This window comes from Pseudarthrobacter sp. IC2-21 (genome assembly GCF_034048115.1).
Classification (GTDB): domain Bacteria; phylum Actinomycetota; class Actinomycetes; order Actinomycetales; family Micrococcaceae; genus Arthrobacter; species Arthrobacter naphthalenicus.
Genome location: NZ_CP139145.1, coordinates 1,728,462 through 1,746,105, shown reverse-complemented (window position 1 = coordinate 1,746,105; position 17,644 = coordinate 1,728,462). Strand labels below are relative to the sequence as shown.

12 protein-coding genes are annotated in these 17,644 nt (G+C 68.2%); 4 read left to right on the top strand and 8 right to left on the bottom strand.

Annotated features, from left to right (window positions below; genetic code table 11):
* Positions 1-59 precede the first annotated feature (59 nt).
* Positions 60-548 carry a DUF3093 domain-containing protein gene (locus tag SBP01_RS07925; RefSeq protein WP_275213624.1) on the top strand — a complete coding sequence of 163 codons (489 nt, stop codon included), beginning with the start codon at positions 60-62 and terminating at the stop codon, positions 546-548.
* 25 nt (positions 549-573) lie between these two features.
* On the opposite strand, the gene SBP01_RS07920 is transcribed toward SBP01_RS07925, so the two are convergent.
* Positions 574-873, bottom strand: coding sequence for a DUF4193 domain-containing protein (locus SBP01_RS07920; protein WP_275213623.1), 300 nt, complete (start codon positions 871-873; stop codon positions 574-576).
* Between the two features lie 183 nt (positions 874-1,056).
* On the opposite strand from SBP01_RS07920, the gene sepH reads away from it, so the two are divergent.
* The gene (gene sepH, locus SBP01_RS07915; protein WP_320538031.1) at positions 1,057-2,424 is read left to right on the top strand and encodes a septation protein SepH; all 1,368 of its coding nucleotides are present in this window, start codon (positions 1,057-1,059) and stop codon (positions 2,422-2,424) included.
* Positions 2,425-2,426: 2 nt separating this feature from the next.
* On the opposite strand, the gene SBP01_RS07910 is transcribed toward sepH, so the two are convergent.
* The 3 genes from SBP01_RS07910 to SBP01_RS07900 are packed head-to-tail and all read right to left on the bottom strand — an operon-like array spanning position 2,427 to position 7,132.
* The gene (locus SBP01_RS07910) at positions 2,427-3,659 is read right to left on the bottom strand and encodes an alkaline phosphatase family protein (protein WP_275213619.1); all 1,233 of its coding nucleotides are present in this window, start codon (positions 3,657-3,659) and stop codon (positions 2,427-2,429) included.
* A 1-nt stretch (position 3,660) separates the two neighbouring features.
* A complete protein-coding gene (locus SBP01_RS07905; protein WP_275213617.1) occupies positions 3,661-4,404 on the bottom strand; it encodes a DUF5998 family protein in 744 nt (247 codons plus the stop codon).
* A gap of 43 nt (positions 4,405-4,447) precedes the next feature.
* The gene (locus SBP01_RS07900) at positions 4,448-7,132 is read right to left on the bottom strand and encodes a GNAT family N-acetyltransferase (protein WP_320538030.1); all 2,685 of its coding nucleotides are present in this window, start codon (positions 7,130-7,132) and stop codon (positions 4,448-4,450) included.
* Between the two features lie 112 nt (positions 7,133-7,244).
* Between SBP01_RS07900 and SBP01_RS07895 the strand changes: the two genes are divergently transcribed.
* Together SBP01_RS07895 and SBP01_RS07890 are read left to right on the top strand one after the other, a co-directional pair.
* Positions 7,245-9,755, top strand: coding sequence for a DNA topoisomerase IV subunit A (locus SBP01_RS07895; RefSeq protein WP_320538029.1), 2,511 nt, complete (start codon positions 7,245-7,247; stop codon positions 9,753-9,755).
* Between the two features lie 9 nt (positions 9,756-9,764).
* Entirely contained in the window at positions 9,765-10,283 is a 519-nt protein-coding gene (locus SBP01_RS07890; RefSeq protein WP_275213614.1) for a DinB family protein, read from the top strand.
* A gap of 39 nt (positions 10,284-10,322) precedes the next feature.
* On the opposite strand, the gene SBP01_RS07885 is transcribed toward SBP01_RS07890, so the two are convergent.
* The 4 genes from SBP01_RS07885 to SBP01_RS07870 are packed head-to-tail and all read right to left on the bottom strand — an operon-like array spanning position 10,323 to position 17,618.
* Positions 10,323-11,339 (bottom strand): GNAT family N-acetyltransferase, encoded by a 1,017-nt coding sequence (locus tag SBP01_RS07885; RefSeq protein WP_320538028.1) that lies wholly within the window; start codon positions 11,337-11,339, stop codon positions 10,323-10,325.
* Positions 11,340-11,393: 54 nt separating this feature from the next.
* Positions 11,394-14,945 (bottom strand): thiol reductant ABC exporter subunit CydD, encoded by a 3,552-nt coding sequence (gene cydD, locus SBP01_RS07880; protein WP_320538027.1) that lies wholly within the window; start codon positions 14,943-14,945, stop codon positions 11,394-11,396.
* Between the two features lie 6 nt (positions 14,946-14,951).
* Positions 14,952-16,001, bottom strand: a complete 1,050-nt coding sequence (cydB, locus tag SBP01_RS07875; protein WP_275213609.1) for a cytochrome d ubiquinol oxidase subunit II — start codon at positions 15,999-16,001, stop codon at positions 14,952-14,954.
* 21 nt (positions 16,002-16,022) lie between these two features.
* A complete protein-coding gene (locus SBP01_RS07870) occupies positions 16,023-17,618 on the bottom strand; it encodes a cytochrome ubiquinol oxidase subunit I (protein WP_275213608.1) in 1,596 nt (531 codons plus the stop codon).
* Between the last annotated feature and the right edge of the window lie 26 nt (positions 17,619-17,644).

Genomic DNA, 17,644 nt, shown 5'->3' with positions numbered 1-17,644 from the left:
GGGTGGCTCCTGCAGAACACCAAGATGAATTAGCCGGCCAAAGATGGAAAGCTGAGGGCATGCCCGAATCCAGTTCAGCCGCACCTGTCCCCAACACCCCCTCCGCCGGCGCCCCGGCAGTATTCCGGGAGAGGCTGTGGCCCAACGTCTGGATCTGGATCATCTCGGCAGGGATATCCGCGGCCGGCATCCTGGTCTTCGCCCCCATCAGCCTGGCAACGGGCTACATCGCTGCAGTAGTGCTGTTCATCATCATCGCCGTCCTGCTGGTGGTTTCAACCCCCACCATCATGGTCACCGGGGAAACACTGACTGTGGGCCGTGCCACCATCGAGCGCCGCTTCGTGGGCGCCGTGGAGGCTTTCAGCGGAAAGGAAGCCACGGCTCAACGCGGCACACAGCTTAACGGACTCGCCTACCTCTGCATCCGGGGCTGGATCGATCCCGTGGTGCGGATCGAAATCACCGACCCGTCCGACCGGACGCCCTACTGGCTGACATCCTCGCGCCGGCCCGCTGAACTCACCGCAGCGCTCTCGGCAAAGTAGGGCCCGGGCCCGGGGTCAACGGGGCTCAGCTTTCGCATTCCGCACAGTAGAAGTGGCCGTCCTTTTCACGGGCGATCTGGGAGCGGTGGCGGACCAGGAAGCACGAGGAACACGTGAACTCGTCCGGCTGCGGCGGGACCACCTGCACCAGCAACTCCTCGCCGGACAGGTCAGCACCGGGAAGCTCGTAACCCGCAGCGAGGTCGTTTTCGTCTTCCTCCACCACCGCCGCCGGCTTCTCGGTCCGCCGGGATTTCAGCTCCTGCAGCGAATCCTCACCGAGCTCTTCCTCAGATTTGCGCGGCGCATCGTAGTCGGTGGCCATCTCCGCTCAACTCCATTCCTTTCACGTCAGCGGGTAACACCGTTGATAACGCAGCGCACCTCCGGTTTGTGCCCGGCACGCGAAAGTCCCGGAATATCGCGGCGCGCCCTTGCTCCTAACCGAAAACAGTGCCCGGCAGTGGCAGAGTTTCGATTGATAGTAATGCCAGGGTGGAGGATTTGCATGCAGGATCTACGGCTTGTAGGCGTACACGACGACGGGGAGCATCTCCTGTTGAGCGGTGCCGGCGGCGAGATGTTCCAGCTGCCGATCGATGAGGCACTGCGGGCGGCCAGCCGGCCGTCAGTGAAAGCCGCAACAGCAGCGGCGCCCATTGCCATGTCCCCGCGGGACATTCAGGCACGCATCCGCAGCGGTGCCACCGCCGCGGACGTGGCTGAGCTTTCCGGGCTGCCGCTGGCCAAGGTGGAGCGGTACGAGGGCCCGGTCCTCGCCGAACGGGAATACGTGGCCCAGCAGGCACGCAAGGTGGAGGTGGCTTCGCCCTCTCCGGGCCACGACGCCTACCGCTCCATTTTCGGGGACAACCCGGCCACCCTTGGTGAGATGGTGAGCCACCGCCTGTCCGCACACGGCATTGAACCGTCCACGGTGGAATGGGATTCCTGGCGGCGCCAGGACGGCAACTGGACGGTGGCGGCCCGCTTCGAACCGCAGCGTGCCGGCCAGGCCGGCATCGGTGAAGAACCGCCGGCACTGTGGACCTTCAGCCCCGGCCGTAAATCACTTCAGAACGCCAACCGCTGGGCCCAGCAGCTCAGCGAACTCGAACCGCTGGATGGCCCCGTCCCGGCACGCCGGCTGACGGCAGTCTCCGACAGGCCTTTCGATTTCGAAACCGACGCCGAAGCCGCCGCCCGCAACGCCACCGGTCCGCACCCCATTGTGCAGGCCAAGGAATCCGACGGGCTCCTGGACATGCTCCGTTCCCGCCGGGGCCAGCGCCTTGGCGTGGACGAAGACGCTGACGACGCCCTGGCATTGCTGCTGACCCACGGCGTGCCCGCGGCACACCCGCGTCCGTCGGAGGTTGTCCCCGAGCAGGGCGCCCGTCAGGACACCGGGCAGGATGACCCGCACGCAGAGGCGGCGGCGACTGACACCACGGCACCGGCTGCCGATGTGGATCCCCTGGCCCGCCGGCGGGACGGCCGTCCGTCCATGCTCTCGCGCCTGAGCATTATTCCGCCGCACCGTGATGCCGGGGATGAAGACGACATCCTGAAACTGCACGACGGCGTCAGCACCGAGACGCGCGAAATCACCATCGCGGCATCCCAGCTGCGTCCGGTGGGTCCGGTTGTCCCGGCGTCGGAAGCGCCCGGGGAATCCGGGAAGGGCACACCGGGTGCGGGACTGGACGAGCTCCTGGGTGGCGGACCACGGCGGGCAGCCTACGCAGCCGGCAGCGATGAACCCGCATCCGGCAGGCACCAGGATTCCGAACTGCCCGAACGGCAGCCGGCAAAGCCGAAACGCTCAACCGTTCCCAGCTGGGACGAGATCGTCTTCGGAACCAAGCGGGACTAGCCTCAGCCCCGCCGCGTTTTGCCTTCTGCGGGGAAGCAGAGGAGCGGAACTTCGCGTTCGGCCTTGGTCAGCGAACCGTGCTGGCCCACCACCTCCATCGCGGCGGGCCGAACCCGGCGGGTGTCGTAAAGCGCCAGGGCGTCCCGGGCGGCGATCATAACGTCACCGATCCGGGGCCCGACGGCCGGACGCACGGATCCGAACAGCCCGGCCGTCATGGCGTCCTCCCGGCTGAATGCCCAGACCCGGGCGCCGAAGCGGGCACGCCAGGCCGTCAGCAGGCGTTCACGGGCCGCATGATCGGCAGGATCGTCAAGGTAGAGGTGCACCATGCGCGGTTCCCCCGCAGTATGACGCACGCCCTCAATCAGGGCCGGGTCCGCCGCGTAGTCGATCCGCTGCGGCTCGGGCACGTCCAGCATGCCGTGGTCCGCGGTGAGCAGGATGGTTGTCCCGGCAGGCAGGGAGGCGCTGAGCCGCCTGACCGTGGCGTCGAGCTCTTCGAGCTGGTGTTCCCACTGCTCGGACTGGCAGCCGTACCGGTGACCCGCCTTATCCAGTTCGTTGACGTAGAAATACATCAGCGCGGGCCCGGCAGCGGCCATGGCCTCGGCGGCGGCAGCCGTGCGGGCGTGGGAAGTGACCGCTGAGACGAAGTTCCCGCCGCGGAGGGCTGCCTGGGTCATTGGCGAGTTGCCGAACTGCGGCAGGCTGACCGTTGTCACCGTGACTGATCCGGCTGCCCGTTCGAACACGGTGGGGTGCGGCTGCCAGGCGAGCGGGTCCACGTTGGCATCCCAGTTGCCCAGCATGTTGACCACTTTGTCCTGTGCAGGGTCCAGGACGTCATAGCCCACCATGCCGTGCTGGCCGGGCGGGAGTCCGGTGCCGAAGGTCGCCAGGGCCGCCGCAGTGGTCGAGGGAAAGGTGGAGTCCAGCCAGACCGGCACCTCGCCCTGCCCGGATTGCATGACGGAACGCAGGAACGGGGTGTGCGCGGACTTTTGCTTGAGCAGGTTCCGGCCCAGCCCGTCCGCCAGGACCACACACACGCGCGAGGCCCCCGGCAGGCCCAGGGTGTTGGTGAATCCTTCCACGCCCAGGCTTGCGGCCGCGCTGGTCAGGACCTCGGCAACGGACCGCCGGCCGAAGGCAGGAGCCGGGGGCACGTCCAGCGGGTGGGTGCCGCCGGCGGGGCGGGCAGCAGAAAGTGCTGTTCTTGCGTGTTCCGGCATCTCAGCGCTGGTGCCCGCGGCTGAGCCTGTTTCCGAACACGCCGGTCCGGGGGCGCGGCTGCAGGGTCTGGCCGGCGTGCAGCAGCGGGGCGGTGGACCCGGTGTTGACGGCCCTCAGGGCGCGGGCAAAGAGTTTGGCGTCCTGGACAGCCTGGGAGCCGTCCGCTTCGGCGCTGATCCGCAGGACAATGTCTTCCTGGGCGATGGTGCCGCTGTAGCCGTGATCGGCCTCGCACTGCGGATCCCCGCAGCTCGCGGGCCCCATGTCCAGGCGCTGGCCGCCGGACCAGGCAATGGCCAGGGTGACTTCCCGCACCGGATCCGAGGGCTTGTAGTTTTGCGGCTGGGAATACATGTAGCTCAGGACAACGGAGCGGATCTGGGCCACCGGCACAGACTCGGTGGAGATCTGGGCGACGATCTGCTCGCCGGCCTCATCGAGTTGCTGGTCGTCCACGTGGGTGATCACCAGCATGTCCGAGGTAAGGACCAGCACCGTGATGTGGCGGCGGACCTCGGCCCGGTCAAAATGGGTTTCCAGATGCACCAGATGGGCCACGCATTCGCGGCCGTCCAACGCGTCGTCAACAACGTCGGCCACCAGGAGCGGGTAGAAACCGGCCTTCTGGAGTGCGTCGTCCAGGCTCAGGGCCTGCGGCGTGTGGCTGTGTGAGCTGTGGGGTCGGGGTGCCTGGTTGTCATTGCCGGGCGTGGATGGCGTCGACGGGGAAGGCTGTGAGCTCATGCCCCCCATTTTCACAGATCCGCCGGGGACATGCTAACCGCGCTCAGCCCAGCATGGCCCGCCGGGCGCTGTCGGTGCGCCGGGCAGGGTTGCCGATCCGGATTTCGGCGGCCAGCAGCGACAGCCCCCGGGCACCGCAGAGGACCGGGTTGAACTCGACCAGGGCTATCTCGGGATGGTTGTCCTTCATCCACGCCAGCCGCCCGGCGAGGTCCTCAAGCGCATCCATGTCCACGGGCGGCAGGCCCTGGTAGCCCAGCAGCTTGCGGGCGGCCCGGGGCGCCCGGACGAACTCCTCGACGTCGGCGGCGGACAGCGGCGGAACCCGGTGCGCCCAGTCATCGAGCAGGTTGACGGCGTCCCCGGCCAGGCCGAAGGAGATCACGGGCCCCAGCAGCGGGTCCTCGATGGCCCGGAACGTGCAGGCCTGCCCCACGGGAGCCATGGCCTGCACCTCCAGGGACCGCGAACCGTACGGGGCCAGCGACCGGCGCATCTGCGCGATGGTCCGGCGCAGCGAGTCTGCATCCTCGATGTCCAGCCGCACACCGCCCAGGTCCAGGCGGTGCCGGAGCGCCGGGTCGGTGGTTTTTAAGGCAACCGGCCAGCCCAGCCGGTCCGCGGCGGCGACTGCTTCATCCTCCGACCCGAACCCGGCGGACGGCAGCACCGGGATGCCGTAGTGCGCCAGCAGTGCGGCCGTGGACGCGGCGTCCAGGGCTTTGAGTTCGGCGCCCTGGACATCCTGAAGCAACTGATCCAGGAGCATGTCCGCGGCTTCCGGATCGCAGCCGGCGGGCTCCACAAATTGGCCCGGGTCCCGGGCGAGCCACTCGGAATAGCGCACGACGGCGGCGAGCGCCGCCACGGCCGCGCCCGGGTTGGAGAAGCACGGTACGGTCTGCGCCTCGCTGCCCACCATCCCCTCCACGTAAACGGAGGCATCAAGGATCCCCGTGAAGGCGGCCACGACCGGCTTGCCTGCCGCCGCGGAGCACTCGGCCAGCACCCCCGCGATGCTTTCCACCGTCAGGCCGCGGACCGGCAGCAGTGCCGCCACCACTGCGTGGACGGCGTCGGACGCGAGCGTTTCCTGGAGGCTGCGGCGGAGCGCCGGCAGCGCAAGGGACATCCCGGCGTCGAGATCAACGTCGGTGACGATTCCGTGGACGGCCAGCCCGTGGGCTTCGGCGCTGTCTGCCACCACCTTGCCCAACGCCATGGAATTACTGAAGATGGCCAGCCCCGGACCGGCAGGCAGCGGCTGGCCTGCGACGATCTGGGCGACGTCCATGAGCTCTTCAATGGTCTCCACCCGGATGACGCCGGATTGCCGCATCATCGCGTCCAGTGCCCCCGCCGGTGCCTGGGTGGTGCGGACGGCGTGGCCGGGCGGAAGCCGAAGGCCCATGGTCTCGGACTTGGCAACCACCACCGGCTTGGACCGGGCAAGGCGACGGGCGATCCGGGAGAATTTGCGCGGGTTGCCGATTGATTCCAGGTACAGGCCCACGGCGGTGGTGTCGGCGTCGTCTTCCCAGAACTGCATCATGTCGTTGCCGGACACGTCCGCCCTGTTGCCGGCCGAGAGGAACGTGGACAGTCCCAGCCGGCGGCGGCTGGATGCCGCATAGAGGGACACCCCGATGGCCGCCGACTGGCTGAAGAGCCCCAGGCCCCCGCGCCGCGGCATCTCCGGCGCCATTGAGGCGTTGAGCGAAACCTGCGGATGCGTGTTGACGATCCCGAGCGAGGACGGCCCGATGACCCGCATGCCGTTCGCCCGCGCTTTCCGGACGAGGTCCCGCTGGCGCAGCAGGCCCCGTTCGCCGTCGTCCGCGAACCCGGCGGAGGCAATCACCAGCCCTTTGACCCCGGCCGCGGCGCAGTCATCCACCACGCCGGGCACTTCGGTGTAGGGAACGGCGATGACCGCGAGCTGGACCGGCTCCGGGACCTCGGACAGCCTGCCGAACGACATCATTCCGGCCAGTTCCAGCGCCTCGGGGTTGATGGCGTACACGGGTCCGGGGAAGCCGCCCTCAATGATGTGTTCGAGTAGTTGGTGGCCTACGGTCCCCCACTTGCGGCTCGCGCCGATGACCGCAATGGACGACGGCGTCAGCAGGTCCCGGACGCTCCTCGCCTCGGCGCGGTGCTCGCGTGACTCCATGACGGCACGCGATTTTTCCGTGGGACCGATGTTGAACTCCAGGCTGACCACGCCGTCGTCGAAATGGCGTTTGACGTCGTAGCCGGCATCAGCGAAAACCATCAGCATCTTGCGGTTTTCCGGCAGCACTTCGGCGGTGAAGCGGCGGATTCCGTTTTCGTGGGCGGCGGCGGCGAGGTGTTCGAGAAGGATCGATCCGATTCCCCTGCCCTGGTGGGCGTCGGCGATGTTGAAGGCGACCTCGGCCTCGGCCGGGTCATCGAGCCGGTCGTAGCGGCCAATGCCCAGGATCTCGCCGCCGAAAGTGATGACCAGCGCCACCCGGTCCTTGTAGTCCACTTCGGTGAAGCGTTTGAGCTCCTTAGTGGACAGCCGGGATTTGAACGTGAAGAACCGCATGTAGATTGAGTTCTGCGACTGCCCGGCATGGAAGGCCTGGACGGCGTCGGCATCACTGGGATGGATTGGCCTCAGATGCGCTGTGCCGCCGTCCCTGAGCACGACATCGGCTTCCCAATGTTCCGGATATTCGCCGTCCCCGGGCTGATCCACCATAGGCTTAGCCTAACCACAAAAGGACGCCGCAGGCCCTGCGCCAACAAAACTGCGCCAGGAAACTGCAGCCCGCCAGCGCACCATCAGTAACCCAGAAGGATCCACCAGCCATATGGCCCGCCGCCAAAGCCCACCCCCAGCCGGGGCAGCCGCCCAGGATTACGTCGAGAACATCGTGGACATCGATGTCACGTCCGAGATGGAAGGTTCCTTCCTCGAGTACGCCTATTCGGTGATTTACTCCCGGGCCCTGCCCGACGCCAGGGACGGCCTCAAGCCGGTGCAGCGCCGGATCCTGTACATGATGAGCGAGATGGGCCTCCGGCCTGACCGCGGCCACGTCAAGAGCGCGCGCGTGGTGGGCGAGGTCATGGGTAAACTCCACCCGCACGGCGACACAGCCATTTATGACGCCATGGTGCGCATGGCCCAGGACTTCTCGCTGCGTTTGCCGCTGATCGACGGCCACGGCAACTTCGGCTCCCTCGATGACGGCCCGGCTGCTCCCCGCTATACGGAGGCCAGGCTGGCGGCGGCGGCGTTGACGCTCACGGACCACCTGGACGAGGACGTGGTGGACTTTGTCCCCAACTATGACAACCAGCTCACCCAGCCGGACGTGCTGCCGGCGGCGTTCCCGAACCTGCTGGTCAACGGTGCCACCGGCATCGCCGTGGGCATGGCCACCAACATGGCTCCGCACAACCTGGTGGAGGTCATCTCCGCTGCCAGGCACCTGATCGCAAACCCGGACGCCACTCTGGATGACCTGATGCGTTTTGTCCCCGGGCCTGACCTGCCGACCGGCGGCCGCATCGTGGGCCTGGACGGCATCCGTGACGCGTACGCCACCGGGCGCGGATCCTTCAAAACCCGCGCCAAAGTGGAGATCGAACAGCTCTCCGCCCGGCGGACCGGCCTGGTGGTCACCGAACTGCCGTACATGGTGGGTCCGGAAAAGGTGATCGAGAAGATCAAGGACGCGGTCAACGCCAAGAAGCTGACCGGCATCAGCGACATCGTGGACCTCACGGACCGCAAACACGGCCTGCGCCTGGTCATCGAGCTGAAAAACGGGTTCAACCCGAACGCTGTCCTCCAGCAGCTATACCGCTACTCCCCCATGGAAGACTCGTTCGGCATCAACAACGTGACGCTGGTGGACGGCCAGCCGCAGACCCTCGGGCTGGTGGACCTGCTCTCTGTCTACGTCGGCCACCGGATCGACGTGGTCCGCCGGCGCACCGCCTTCCGGCTGGGCAAGAAAAAGGACCGCCTGCACCTGGTGGAGGGCCTCCTGATCGCCATCGTTGACATTGACGAGGTCATCCAGATCATCCGCTCCTCGGACGAGGTGGCCGCAGCCCGCGAACGGCTGATGTCCATCTACGACCTCACCGAAATCCAGTCCAACTACATCCTGGAACTGCGGCTGCGGCAGCTGACCAAGTACTCACGGATCGAACTCGAGAAGGAACAGGAGGAGCTGCGCCGCGAAATTGCGGAGCTGGAAGCCATCCTCGGCTCAGAGCAGCGGCTGCGTGAACTGGTGTCGGCCGAGCTCGGCGAGATCGCGGAGAAATACGGCACCCCGCGCCGGACGGTGCTGCTCGAATCCGAGGCCGTCTCCCCCACGGTGGCCGCTGCACTGGCCGCCGCGCCCGGGGTGAAGGGCAAAGCCACACCCCTGGCCCTGGAGATCCCCGATGACCCGTGCTGGGCCATTCTTACGGCCTCGGGCCAGATTGGCCGCACGTCCAACCAGGAGCCGCTCGCCGAGTCAGGTCCGCGGGTCCGGCATGACGTGTTCCGGTCCGTGGTCAAGACCTCCGCGCGCGGTGAGATCGCCGCTGTGACCTCACTGGGGCGCATGCTGCGGCTCCAGGTGATGGACATGCCGGTGCTGCCGCCGATGTCCGGCCTGCCCAACCTGGCCGGCGGGGTCCCCGCCAAGGATTTCATCACCCTGGGCAAGGGTGAAACACTGGTGGCCTTCGCCCCGCTGGATGAGGTCCTGGCCATCGGGACCGCCCAGGGCGTGGTCAAACGGGTCCAGCCGGACTACCCCCTGAACCGCGAGGACTGGGAAATCATTGCCCTCAAGGACAAGGACTCCGTGGTGGGCGTGGCCCCGGCAGGGTCGGAAGACACGGACCTGGTGTTCCTGACCCGCGAAGCGCAGCTGCTGCGCTTCAGTGCCGGCACCGTCCGGGCCCAGGGCAGGACAGCGGGCGGCATGGCCGGGATCAAGCTCGGCGCCGGCGACCATGTGGTGTTCTTTGGCGCGGTGGACCCGAACGATGACGCCGCCGTCGTGGTGACCATCGCAGGGACCGACGGCGCCCTGCCGGGCACCGCGCCCGGCGCTGCGAAGGTGACGGCGTTTGCCGAGTATCCGGTCAAGGGCCGCGCCACTGCAGGTGTCCGCGCCCACCGGTTCCTCAAGGGCGAAGACACCCTGCTGCTGGGCTGGGCGGGCCACGGACCGGCCAAGGCGTCCTCGCTGGGCGGTGTGGCCAGGTCGCTGCCGCAGGAACACGGGCGGCGTGACGGTTCGGGCATTCCCCTGTCCCAGGCCGTGGATGCGGTGGGACCGGCCATGGCCTGGGCTGATCCGGCCTAGACTGCTGCCATGCCTATCATTCCTGATGAAAAAGACTGGACCTGGGTACTCTCCCGGCCCTGCCCGGAGTGTTCCTTTGATGCATCCACCGTCACTCCGGTGACCGTTGCCGGCAGCGTGGCGAACATGCTCCCGCGCTGGCGGGCGGTCCTCCGCAGGCCGGAGGTCACCGAACGTCCGGACGCGAACACGTGGTCGGCCCTGGAGTACGCCTGCCACGTCCGGGACGTCTTTGCGCTGTTCGACCAGCGGCTGAACCTGATGCTCGGGTCCGAGGACGCACGGTTCGAGAACTGGGACCAGGACCGGACGGCTGTCGAGAAGGACTATGCCGGCGCGGACCCCGCCGTTGTCAGTGCCGAACTGACGGCCGAGGGCGAACAGATCGCCGCGTCCTTCGCCGGCGTCCGGGAGGAGGACTGGGTCCGGACGGGCCTGCGGGGCAACGGTTCGAAGTTCACCGTCCTGACGCTGTCCCAGTATTTCCTGCACGACGTGGTCCACCATCTGCACGACGTGGACGGCTGACGCCAGGGCCTGACTACAGCTGTTGACTACAGCTGTTGACTACAGGGCCTTGTCCCAGGCCATACTGCGGTTGACGGCCCGGTAACCCAGCCGCGTGTAAAGCGCCAGCGCGCCGGACGGGTTCTCCGAATCGACATCCAGTGACGCCACGTCCATTCCGGCGGCGGTAAACCGGCGCATGGCATCAGTCAGCAGCGCCCGGGCAATCCCACGGCCGCGGTACTCCCGCCGTACGCCGAGCAGTTCCGTGTAGCCCTCCCGGAAGCCCCGCTGCACGGCTATGTCCGGATCGTGGCTGGCAAGCTGGTAACCGGCCACTTCAGCGGTGACACTGTCCAGGACCACAGCGCTGAGGTCCGGGCGCGCCTGCGGGTTGTTGACTATGAAAGACCAGGATTCCCTGTCCTTCGGCTCGCTGCCCCAATGGTCGAGGAAGGCCGCGTTGTGCGCCAGCCGGACCGGTTCGTGCAGCTCCGGAACCAGCGCGGCCAGCACCAGGCACGGGGAGAGGGCGGCCGGGGGCAGCGGCCGGTCCAGGGGACGGTGCATTTCGTTGAAGTAGCGGACCACCGTGTACCCGCCGGTTTCCAACAGCCTGGCCTGGTGCGCGTGCTGCTGCTCGGTCCCGATCCGCAGGCGGGGCACCGGCCGCGCGTCGCCGCCGGCGGAGACTTCTGCCGGAACCCTGGCGCGGTCCCCGGCGAAGCGCTCCCGGGTGCGCTGCTCCAGCCAGCCAAGCAGTGCCGTGCCAATTCCGCGCCGCTGCCACGCCGGGTCCACGCACCCAAAGCCGTGTGCTTTGTCCCCGTCCGGGTTTTTCGAAATCCTGGCGTACGCGCGGATGACGCCGTGGCCGTCGAAACCAAGCACCGTGTGCGTGGCCACAGGGTTTTTGCGGGACGCGACGTGCTCCTGCAGGTCCGCTTCCCGCTCGTACCAGACGGGCGTCTCGACGGCGGCGGCCCGGGCAATCAGCGCAGCCCACGCCGGGATGTCGGACGCCGCGGCCGGCCGCCACTGCAGTTGCGGAAAGTCCACCGGTGGCTTCTGGTCCATGGCAACAGGCTACCCACATCGGTCGGTAGCCTGTGCCGACATCAGCCGGTCACCTCAGGCCAATGAAGGGTGCCCCGTTGACAGCAGATCCCGGGTCCCTCCCTCAGCGCCTGTCAGCGAAGCAGCGGACAGGTCCAGGAGAGTGTCGCCCGGCTGGATGTCAGCGGGATTGTGCGTCACCATGACCACCGTTCGGTCCTGGAGGCCGGCGCGCAGGTCTGCCAGCATCCCACGGCCCGATTCGGCATCCAGGTGGGCCGTGGGCTCATCCAGCAGGATCACCCGGGCGCCTGTCAGGATGGTCCGGGCCACGGCAAGCCGCTGCCGCTCACCGCCGCTCAGGAACGAGCCGCCGGGGCCGATGCGGGTGTCAAGCCCGTCCGGCAGCCGTGCCACCAGGGCATCGAGGCCGACGGCGGTCAAGGCCGCAGCCAGCTCGGCCTCGCCGGGCTCAGGGGTACTGGAGCCGGGGGTGCCGGAGGTGCCGTTCCGGCGGGTTGGGAGCCCCAGCATCAGGTTGCCTCGAAGGGTCGAATCGAACAGGTGAGCTTCCTGGGGGCACCAGGCTGCCTGTCCTGTCACCGCGGCCGTGCCGGCCGCGGCGGGAAGGAAGCCCAGGAGAACGGCAAGGAGGGTGGACTTACCCGCGCCGGAAGGCCCGGTCACCGCCAGCCATCGGCCTGGTCCGGCAGTTGCCGACACCCCGGAGAACACTGTGCCTCCGCCCGGCCAGGCTGCCGAAAGGTTGGTCAGTTCCACACCGGGGACAGCCCCGGAGCGGGGTGGGACGTGGCACAGCCCGTCCCCTTCTGCTTCCTCGTCCGCCGTCGCGGTCAGGACGCCGGACTCCGCCACGCGGCGCATGACCTGGCGCAGGGCAGGGTACTGGCGGACCGCCGTCGTCATGGCTGCATAAGGCTCCACCAAGGCAAGCTGCAGGAGCACCATCACCGCCGCGGTGGCCGGTTCCATGGCGCCGGCAATCACCTGCGGTGCAGTGAGCACGGCGGCAGCCAGCGCCGCCATGCCGCAGGCGGCTACGGTGACGGCCTGGCCCAGGCCTTCCGCCCAGGCGGAGCGCTGGGATGCTTTGGTTGCTGTGCGGTCCTCGGACCGGAGTGCAGCCAGGACCGTCGCGGAGATGCCGTTGGCGTGCAGTTCGGCCCGCGCGTCCAGGGCCGCGGACGTGCGCCGCAGGACCCCGGCGCGCAGGCGCTGTTCCGCTGCGGCCGACTGCCGGTCGCCCCAGAGGGCAGCAGCGGGCGCCACGGCCAGGCTCAGGACGGCCGCGATGGCGACGGCGGGCAGGGCCGCCGGGGCCACCAGGGTGGTGGCCAGCAGCGCCGCACCGCCAACCGCAAGGGCGGTCACGGGAGGCAGGACAACGCGCGGCAGCAGGTCCCGGATGGTATCGACATCGTCAATGACCGTGCCCAGGACATTGCCGCCCTGCAGCAGCCGCCGCAGGGACAGGGCCTTGCGGCTCAGCGATTCCCAAATCCGGCCACGGAGCCGGGTGAGGGCGGCAAAGACGGCGTCGTGCAGCAGCAGCCGCTCCCCGTAGCGCAGGACGGCCCGCCCGATTCCGAAGAACCGCACGCCCACGATGGCGGTCAGCAAGTAGAGGATGGGCGGCTGCTCGCTCGCCCTGATGATGAGCCAGCCGGACAGTCCGGAGAGAGCAACAGCGAAGATGGCGGCCAGGGCCCCCACCACGGCTGCGCCCGTGAACCGGCCGGCCACGGGCGCCAGCAGGCTGCCCAGCAGGCTGCTGGTTGGCTGAGGCCCTCCGTCGGTTGGGTCAGGCCGTCCGTCCGACGCCGGGCGGGCAACGCCCAGGCCTGGGGTTGCAGGGACCTGATGGGCGTCACCGCCCGCTGCTGCGCCGGCCGGGCCTCCTGGAGCCACTGCAGCGTTCGGCCTGGCAGGGGCCCTGGACGGTTCCGTGACCCCGCGGGCAGAGACAGGCACCAGGTGGTCCGCCAGTTCGCGGGTCTGCTGGTCGTGGGCCACCAGGATCACGGTGACCTGGCCGCGGAGGGCACGGATGGAGTCCTGCACCAGCCCCGATGAAGCGGCATCCAGGTGGGCCGTCGGTTCATCAAGGAGCAGCACGGTGGCGCCGGCGCGGATGCGGGCCAGCCCGCGGGCCAGCGCAACGCGCCGCAGCTCCCCCGGGCTCAGCTCGGCCGGATGCTTCCCGGCAAGGTGGCCGGCGGCAGCCGCGGCGAGGCACTCGCGGGCAATCCCTTCCGATTCTTCTGCAGTCCCGGCGTTGACGTAGAGCGCGACCTCCCCAAGGACGGACTCCGCCACCATCACCGGGTGCTGCGGAACCCAGGCCACCGCGTCCCGGTCGAAGCCGGAAAGCTGTCCCGACACCGTGGTTCCGGCGCCGTCGCCCACCGTCCCGGCGAGCACGCCCAGCACGGTGCTTTTGCCGGCACCGCTGGGGCCGTCGAGGGCGGTGATCCGGCCCCGCGGGGCGGTGAAGGTGAGGGGGCCGACGGCGGCTTCCGCCCTGCCCGCATAGGTAACCGTGAGGTCGGTGACCGACACGCCGCGTGAGTCCGCTGTGGAAGGCAGCGCGGCGTCGTCGTTCACTGGAAGGACGACGCGGGCGGGGATTTCGGCATTCCCGGCAGTGGCGCCGCCGGCAGGCAGCGGCCGCGGCTCCGGTGCTTCGGTGACGGTCCGGGTCGCGGCGAGCGCGGCCCTCCCATCGTCACTGGCGTGGTGCGCAGTGCCCAGTTCGCGCAGCGGCAGGTAGCAGTCGGGCGCGAGGATGAGCGCCAGGAGGCCGGCCTCGAGGGCCATGTCACCCTGCACCAGGCGGACTCCGATGAAGACGGCCACCACGGCCACGGAAATGGTGGCGATGAGTTCGAGCGCCAGGGCGGAGAGGAACGCGGTCCGCAGGGTCCCCATGGTTTTGGTCCGGTATTCCTCGGAGATTTCCTCCAGGGCCTTGCGCTGTGCCGTGGCGCGGCCCAGGCCCACCAGCACGGGCAGCCCCTTGGCCAGCTCCAGCATGTGGGCGGAGAGCCGGGTGAGCGTTTCCTGCGCCTCGCGGACATGGTCCTCCGTGTACCGGCCGATCAGCACCATAAACAGCGGGACCAGCGGAACCGTCAGGACCACTACCACGGCACTGACCCAGTCCGCGAAGAGGATGCGTACCCCCAGCAGCAGCGGGATGGCGGCGCAGTTCACGAGCGCGGGCAGGAACTGGGTGTAGTAGCTGTCCAGTGCATCCAGGCCGCGGGTCGCCAGCACGGCGAGGCCGCCGTCGCCCGGCCCGGTGCTGCGTGCACCGTTCCGAAGGGCGCGTGCCAGCAGTTCCTGCCGCAGTTCCTCCTTGATGCCCAGGGCGGCCCTGCGGGCGGCGATGCCCTGTGCCCACACGGTGACTGAACGAAGCACCACGCCTGCCAGGCCCCAGGGCAGCTGGTCCGGCCAGGAATCGTTCCCGGTGGCCAGTCCGGCGAGCATGGCCGCCACGGCCTGCCCCATGAGGACCAGGGCGAGCGCCTTCAGCGCGGCCAGCAGGCCAAGCCAGTAGACGGCGGAGCGGGTGGCCGGTCCGGCTGGAAAGTCCGGGCGCACGCCGGGTCAGCCCTTCGTGGTGAATGCCCTGACGGCCACTGCCGGCAGGAAACTGTGGGCCTCCGGGATGTGCGCCGCGCTGACGCGGCGGCGGAACACCCAGTACGTCCAGGCCTGGTACACGATCACCAGCGGAAGGCCCACCGCCGCCACCACGCTCATGAGGCCGAGGGTGTAATCGGAGGAGGACGCGTTGGCAATGGTCAGGTCAAACGCCGGGTCCAGGGTGGAGGGCAGCACCACGGGGAACACGGCGCCAAAGATCGAGGCACTGCCCAGGAGCAGGAAGGTTCCCATGGCCATGAACGCGTGGCCCTCGGCTCCGCGCCGGGCCTGGAACCACGCCACGACAGCTGCCACGACTGCCAGGACCACGGCGGCCCAGGTCCACAGCTCGCCCGCCAGGAACTGGATGACCAGCGCCCAGGCGGCCAGGGGAAGCAGCAGGACGGGCAGCAGCCGGACAAACCAGGCACGGGCCCGGTGCCGAATGTCGCCGTCGGTCTTCAAGGCGAGGAAGGCCAGGGCATGGAGCAGGGAGAACCCCACCACGGCCAGTCCGCCCAGGACGGCGTAGCCACTGAACCACGCCATCGCTCCGCCTTCACGGTCGCCGTTTGCGTTCAGCGGCAGGCCCGTGGTGGTCAGTGCCAGCGCCGCGCCGACGCCGAAGGCGGCGAAGAAGGAGCCCAGGGCGATGGCCCAGTCCCAGCGTGCCCGCCAGCTGTCATCGTCCACCTTGCCCCGGTACTCGAAAGCCACGGCGCGGAAGATCAGTGCCACGAGGACCACCAGGAGGGGGAGGTAGAGCGCGGAGAAGAGCGAGGCGTACCAGAGCGGGAACGCCGCGAAAGTGGCCGCGCCGGCCGTGATCAGCCAGACCTCGTTGCCGTCCCAGACCGGGCCGACCGTGTTCAGCAGCACCCTGCGTTCAGTGTTGTTCCGTGCGAACAGCTTCATCAGCATTCCGACGCCGAGATCGAAGCCTTCAAGGAAAAGGTAACCGGTCCAGAGCACCGCAATGATGACGAACCAGATGGTGGGCAGCAGTTCCATGTCGAATATCCTCTGCTCTGCTTAGTAGGCGAATGCCAGGACGTCATCGGCGGGTTTGGCGGTGCCGCCGGGGCCCGGGGTGCCGTCCTCGTTCTCGTCCGCCGGCGCCTGCACCAGTTCCGGCATGGCAGAGACCACGCCGCCGCGGATGTACTTGACCAGGAGTTTGACCTCCACCACGAGCAGGGCGCCGTAGACCGCGGCCAGGACGATGAGCGAGGTCAGCAGTTCGCCGGCGGACACGCCGGGCGAAACGGCGGCTGCCGTAAACATAAACACCTGGTCAATGCCGTTCAGGTCCGGGTTGGGCGCAACCACGAACGGTTGACGGCCCATTTCGGTGAAGATCCAGCCGGCGGCGTTGGCACCGAAGGGGGCCAGGATGCCCAACACCGCCAGACGCATCAGCCAGGGCGACGCGGGGACGGTTCCCTTCCTGGTCAGCCAGAGGGCCACGAGAGCTGCCATCGCCGCCAGTCCGCCGAAGCCGATCATCATCCGGAAGCCCCAGTACGTGACTTCCATGACGGGGACGTACTGGATTTCGGCGCCGGCCCGTTCACCGTAGATCGGGTTGTCCGGCAGGTGGGTGCCGTAGTCGGCCTTGTACTGGTCCAGGAGGCTGTTGACGCCCTTGACCTCAGTGGTGAAGTCGCCCTTGGCAAGGAAGGACAGGATGCCCGGCACTTCGATCACTGCCGTGATGTCGTCGCAGTTCTTGGAGCCGAGGTTGCCGACGCTGAGGACCGAAAAGCCGGTGCCGTCGTGGCAGGCGGCTTCGGCAGCGGCCATCTTCATGGGCTGCTGCTCAAACATCAGCTTGCCCTGCAGGTCGCCGGTGAGGGCGGTGCCGGCGAACGAGATCATGGCGACGACGGCGCCGATCCGGAGGGAGCGGATCCAGACGTTGTAGTCGGTCCTGTCGCGGCCGGCGATCGGTGCTTCGCCGGGAATGACCTTGCCGTCAGGGCCGATGGTGTCGATGCCGTCCTTGCGCCGGCGCCAGAGGTGGTACCAGGCGATGCCCAGCAGGAACCCGCCGGCCACGGCCAGCGCTCCCATCAGGGTGTGCGGGAAGGCGACCAGCGCGGTGTTGTTCGTGAACACGGCCCACGCGTCGGTCATGACCGGCCGGCCGTTGATGATTTCCGCGCCGACGGGGTGCTGCATCCAGCTGTTGGCCACAATGATGAAGTAGGCGGAAAAGACCGATCCCACCACGGCGATCCACAGGCAGGCGAGGTGGATGGCCGGCTTCAGCTGTTTCCAGCCGAAGATCCACAGGCCCAGGAACGTGGACTCAACGAAGAACGCCAGCAGGGACTCCAGTGCGAGCGGTGCGCCGAAGATGTCGCCGACGAACCGGCTGTATTCGCTCCAGGCCATGCCGAACTGGAACTCCTGGACGATGCCGGTGGCAACCCCCATGATGAAGTTGATCAGGAAGAGCTTGCCCCAGAACTTGGTCATCCTCAGGTATTCGGCCTTGCCGGTCCGGTACCAGATGGTCTGCATGACTGCGACCACCAGGCCCAGGCCGATAGTCAGGGGCACCATCATGAAGTGGTAAACGGTGGTGATGCCGAATTGCCAGCGTGCGATTTCCAGAGCTTCCACAGCAGTCCCTCGGGGGTCGGGGTTCA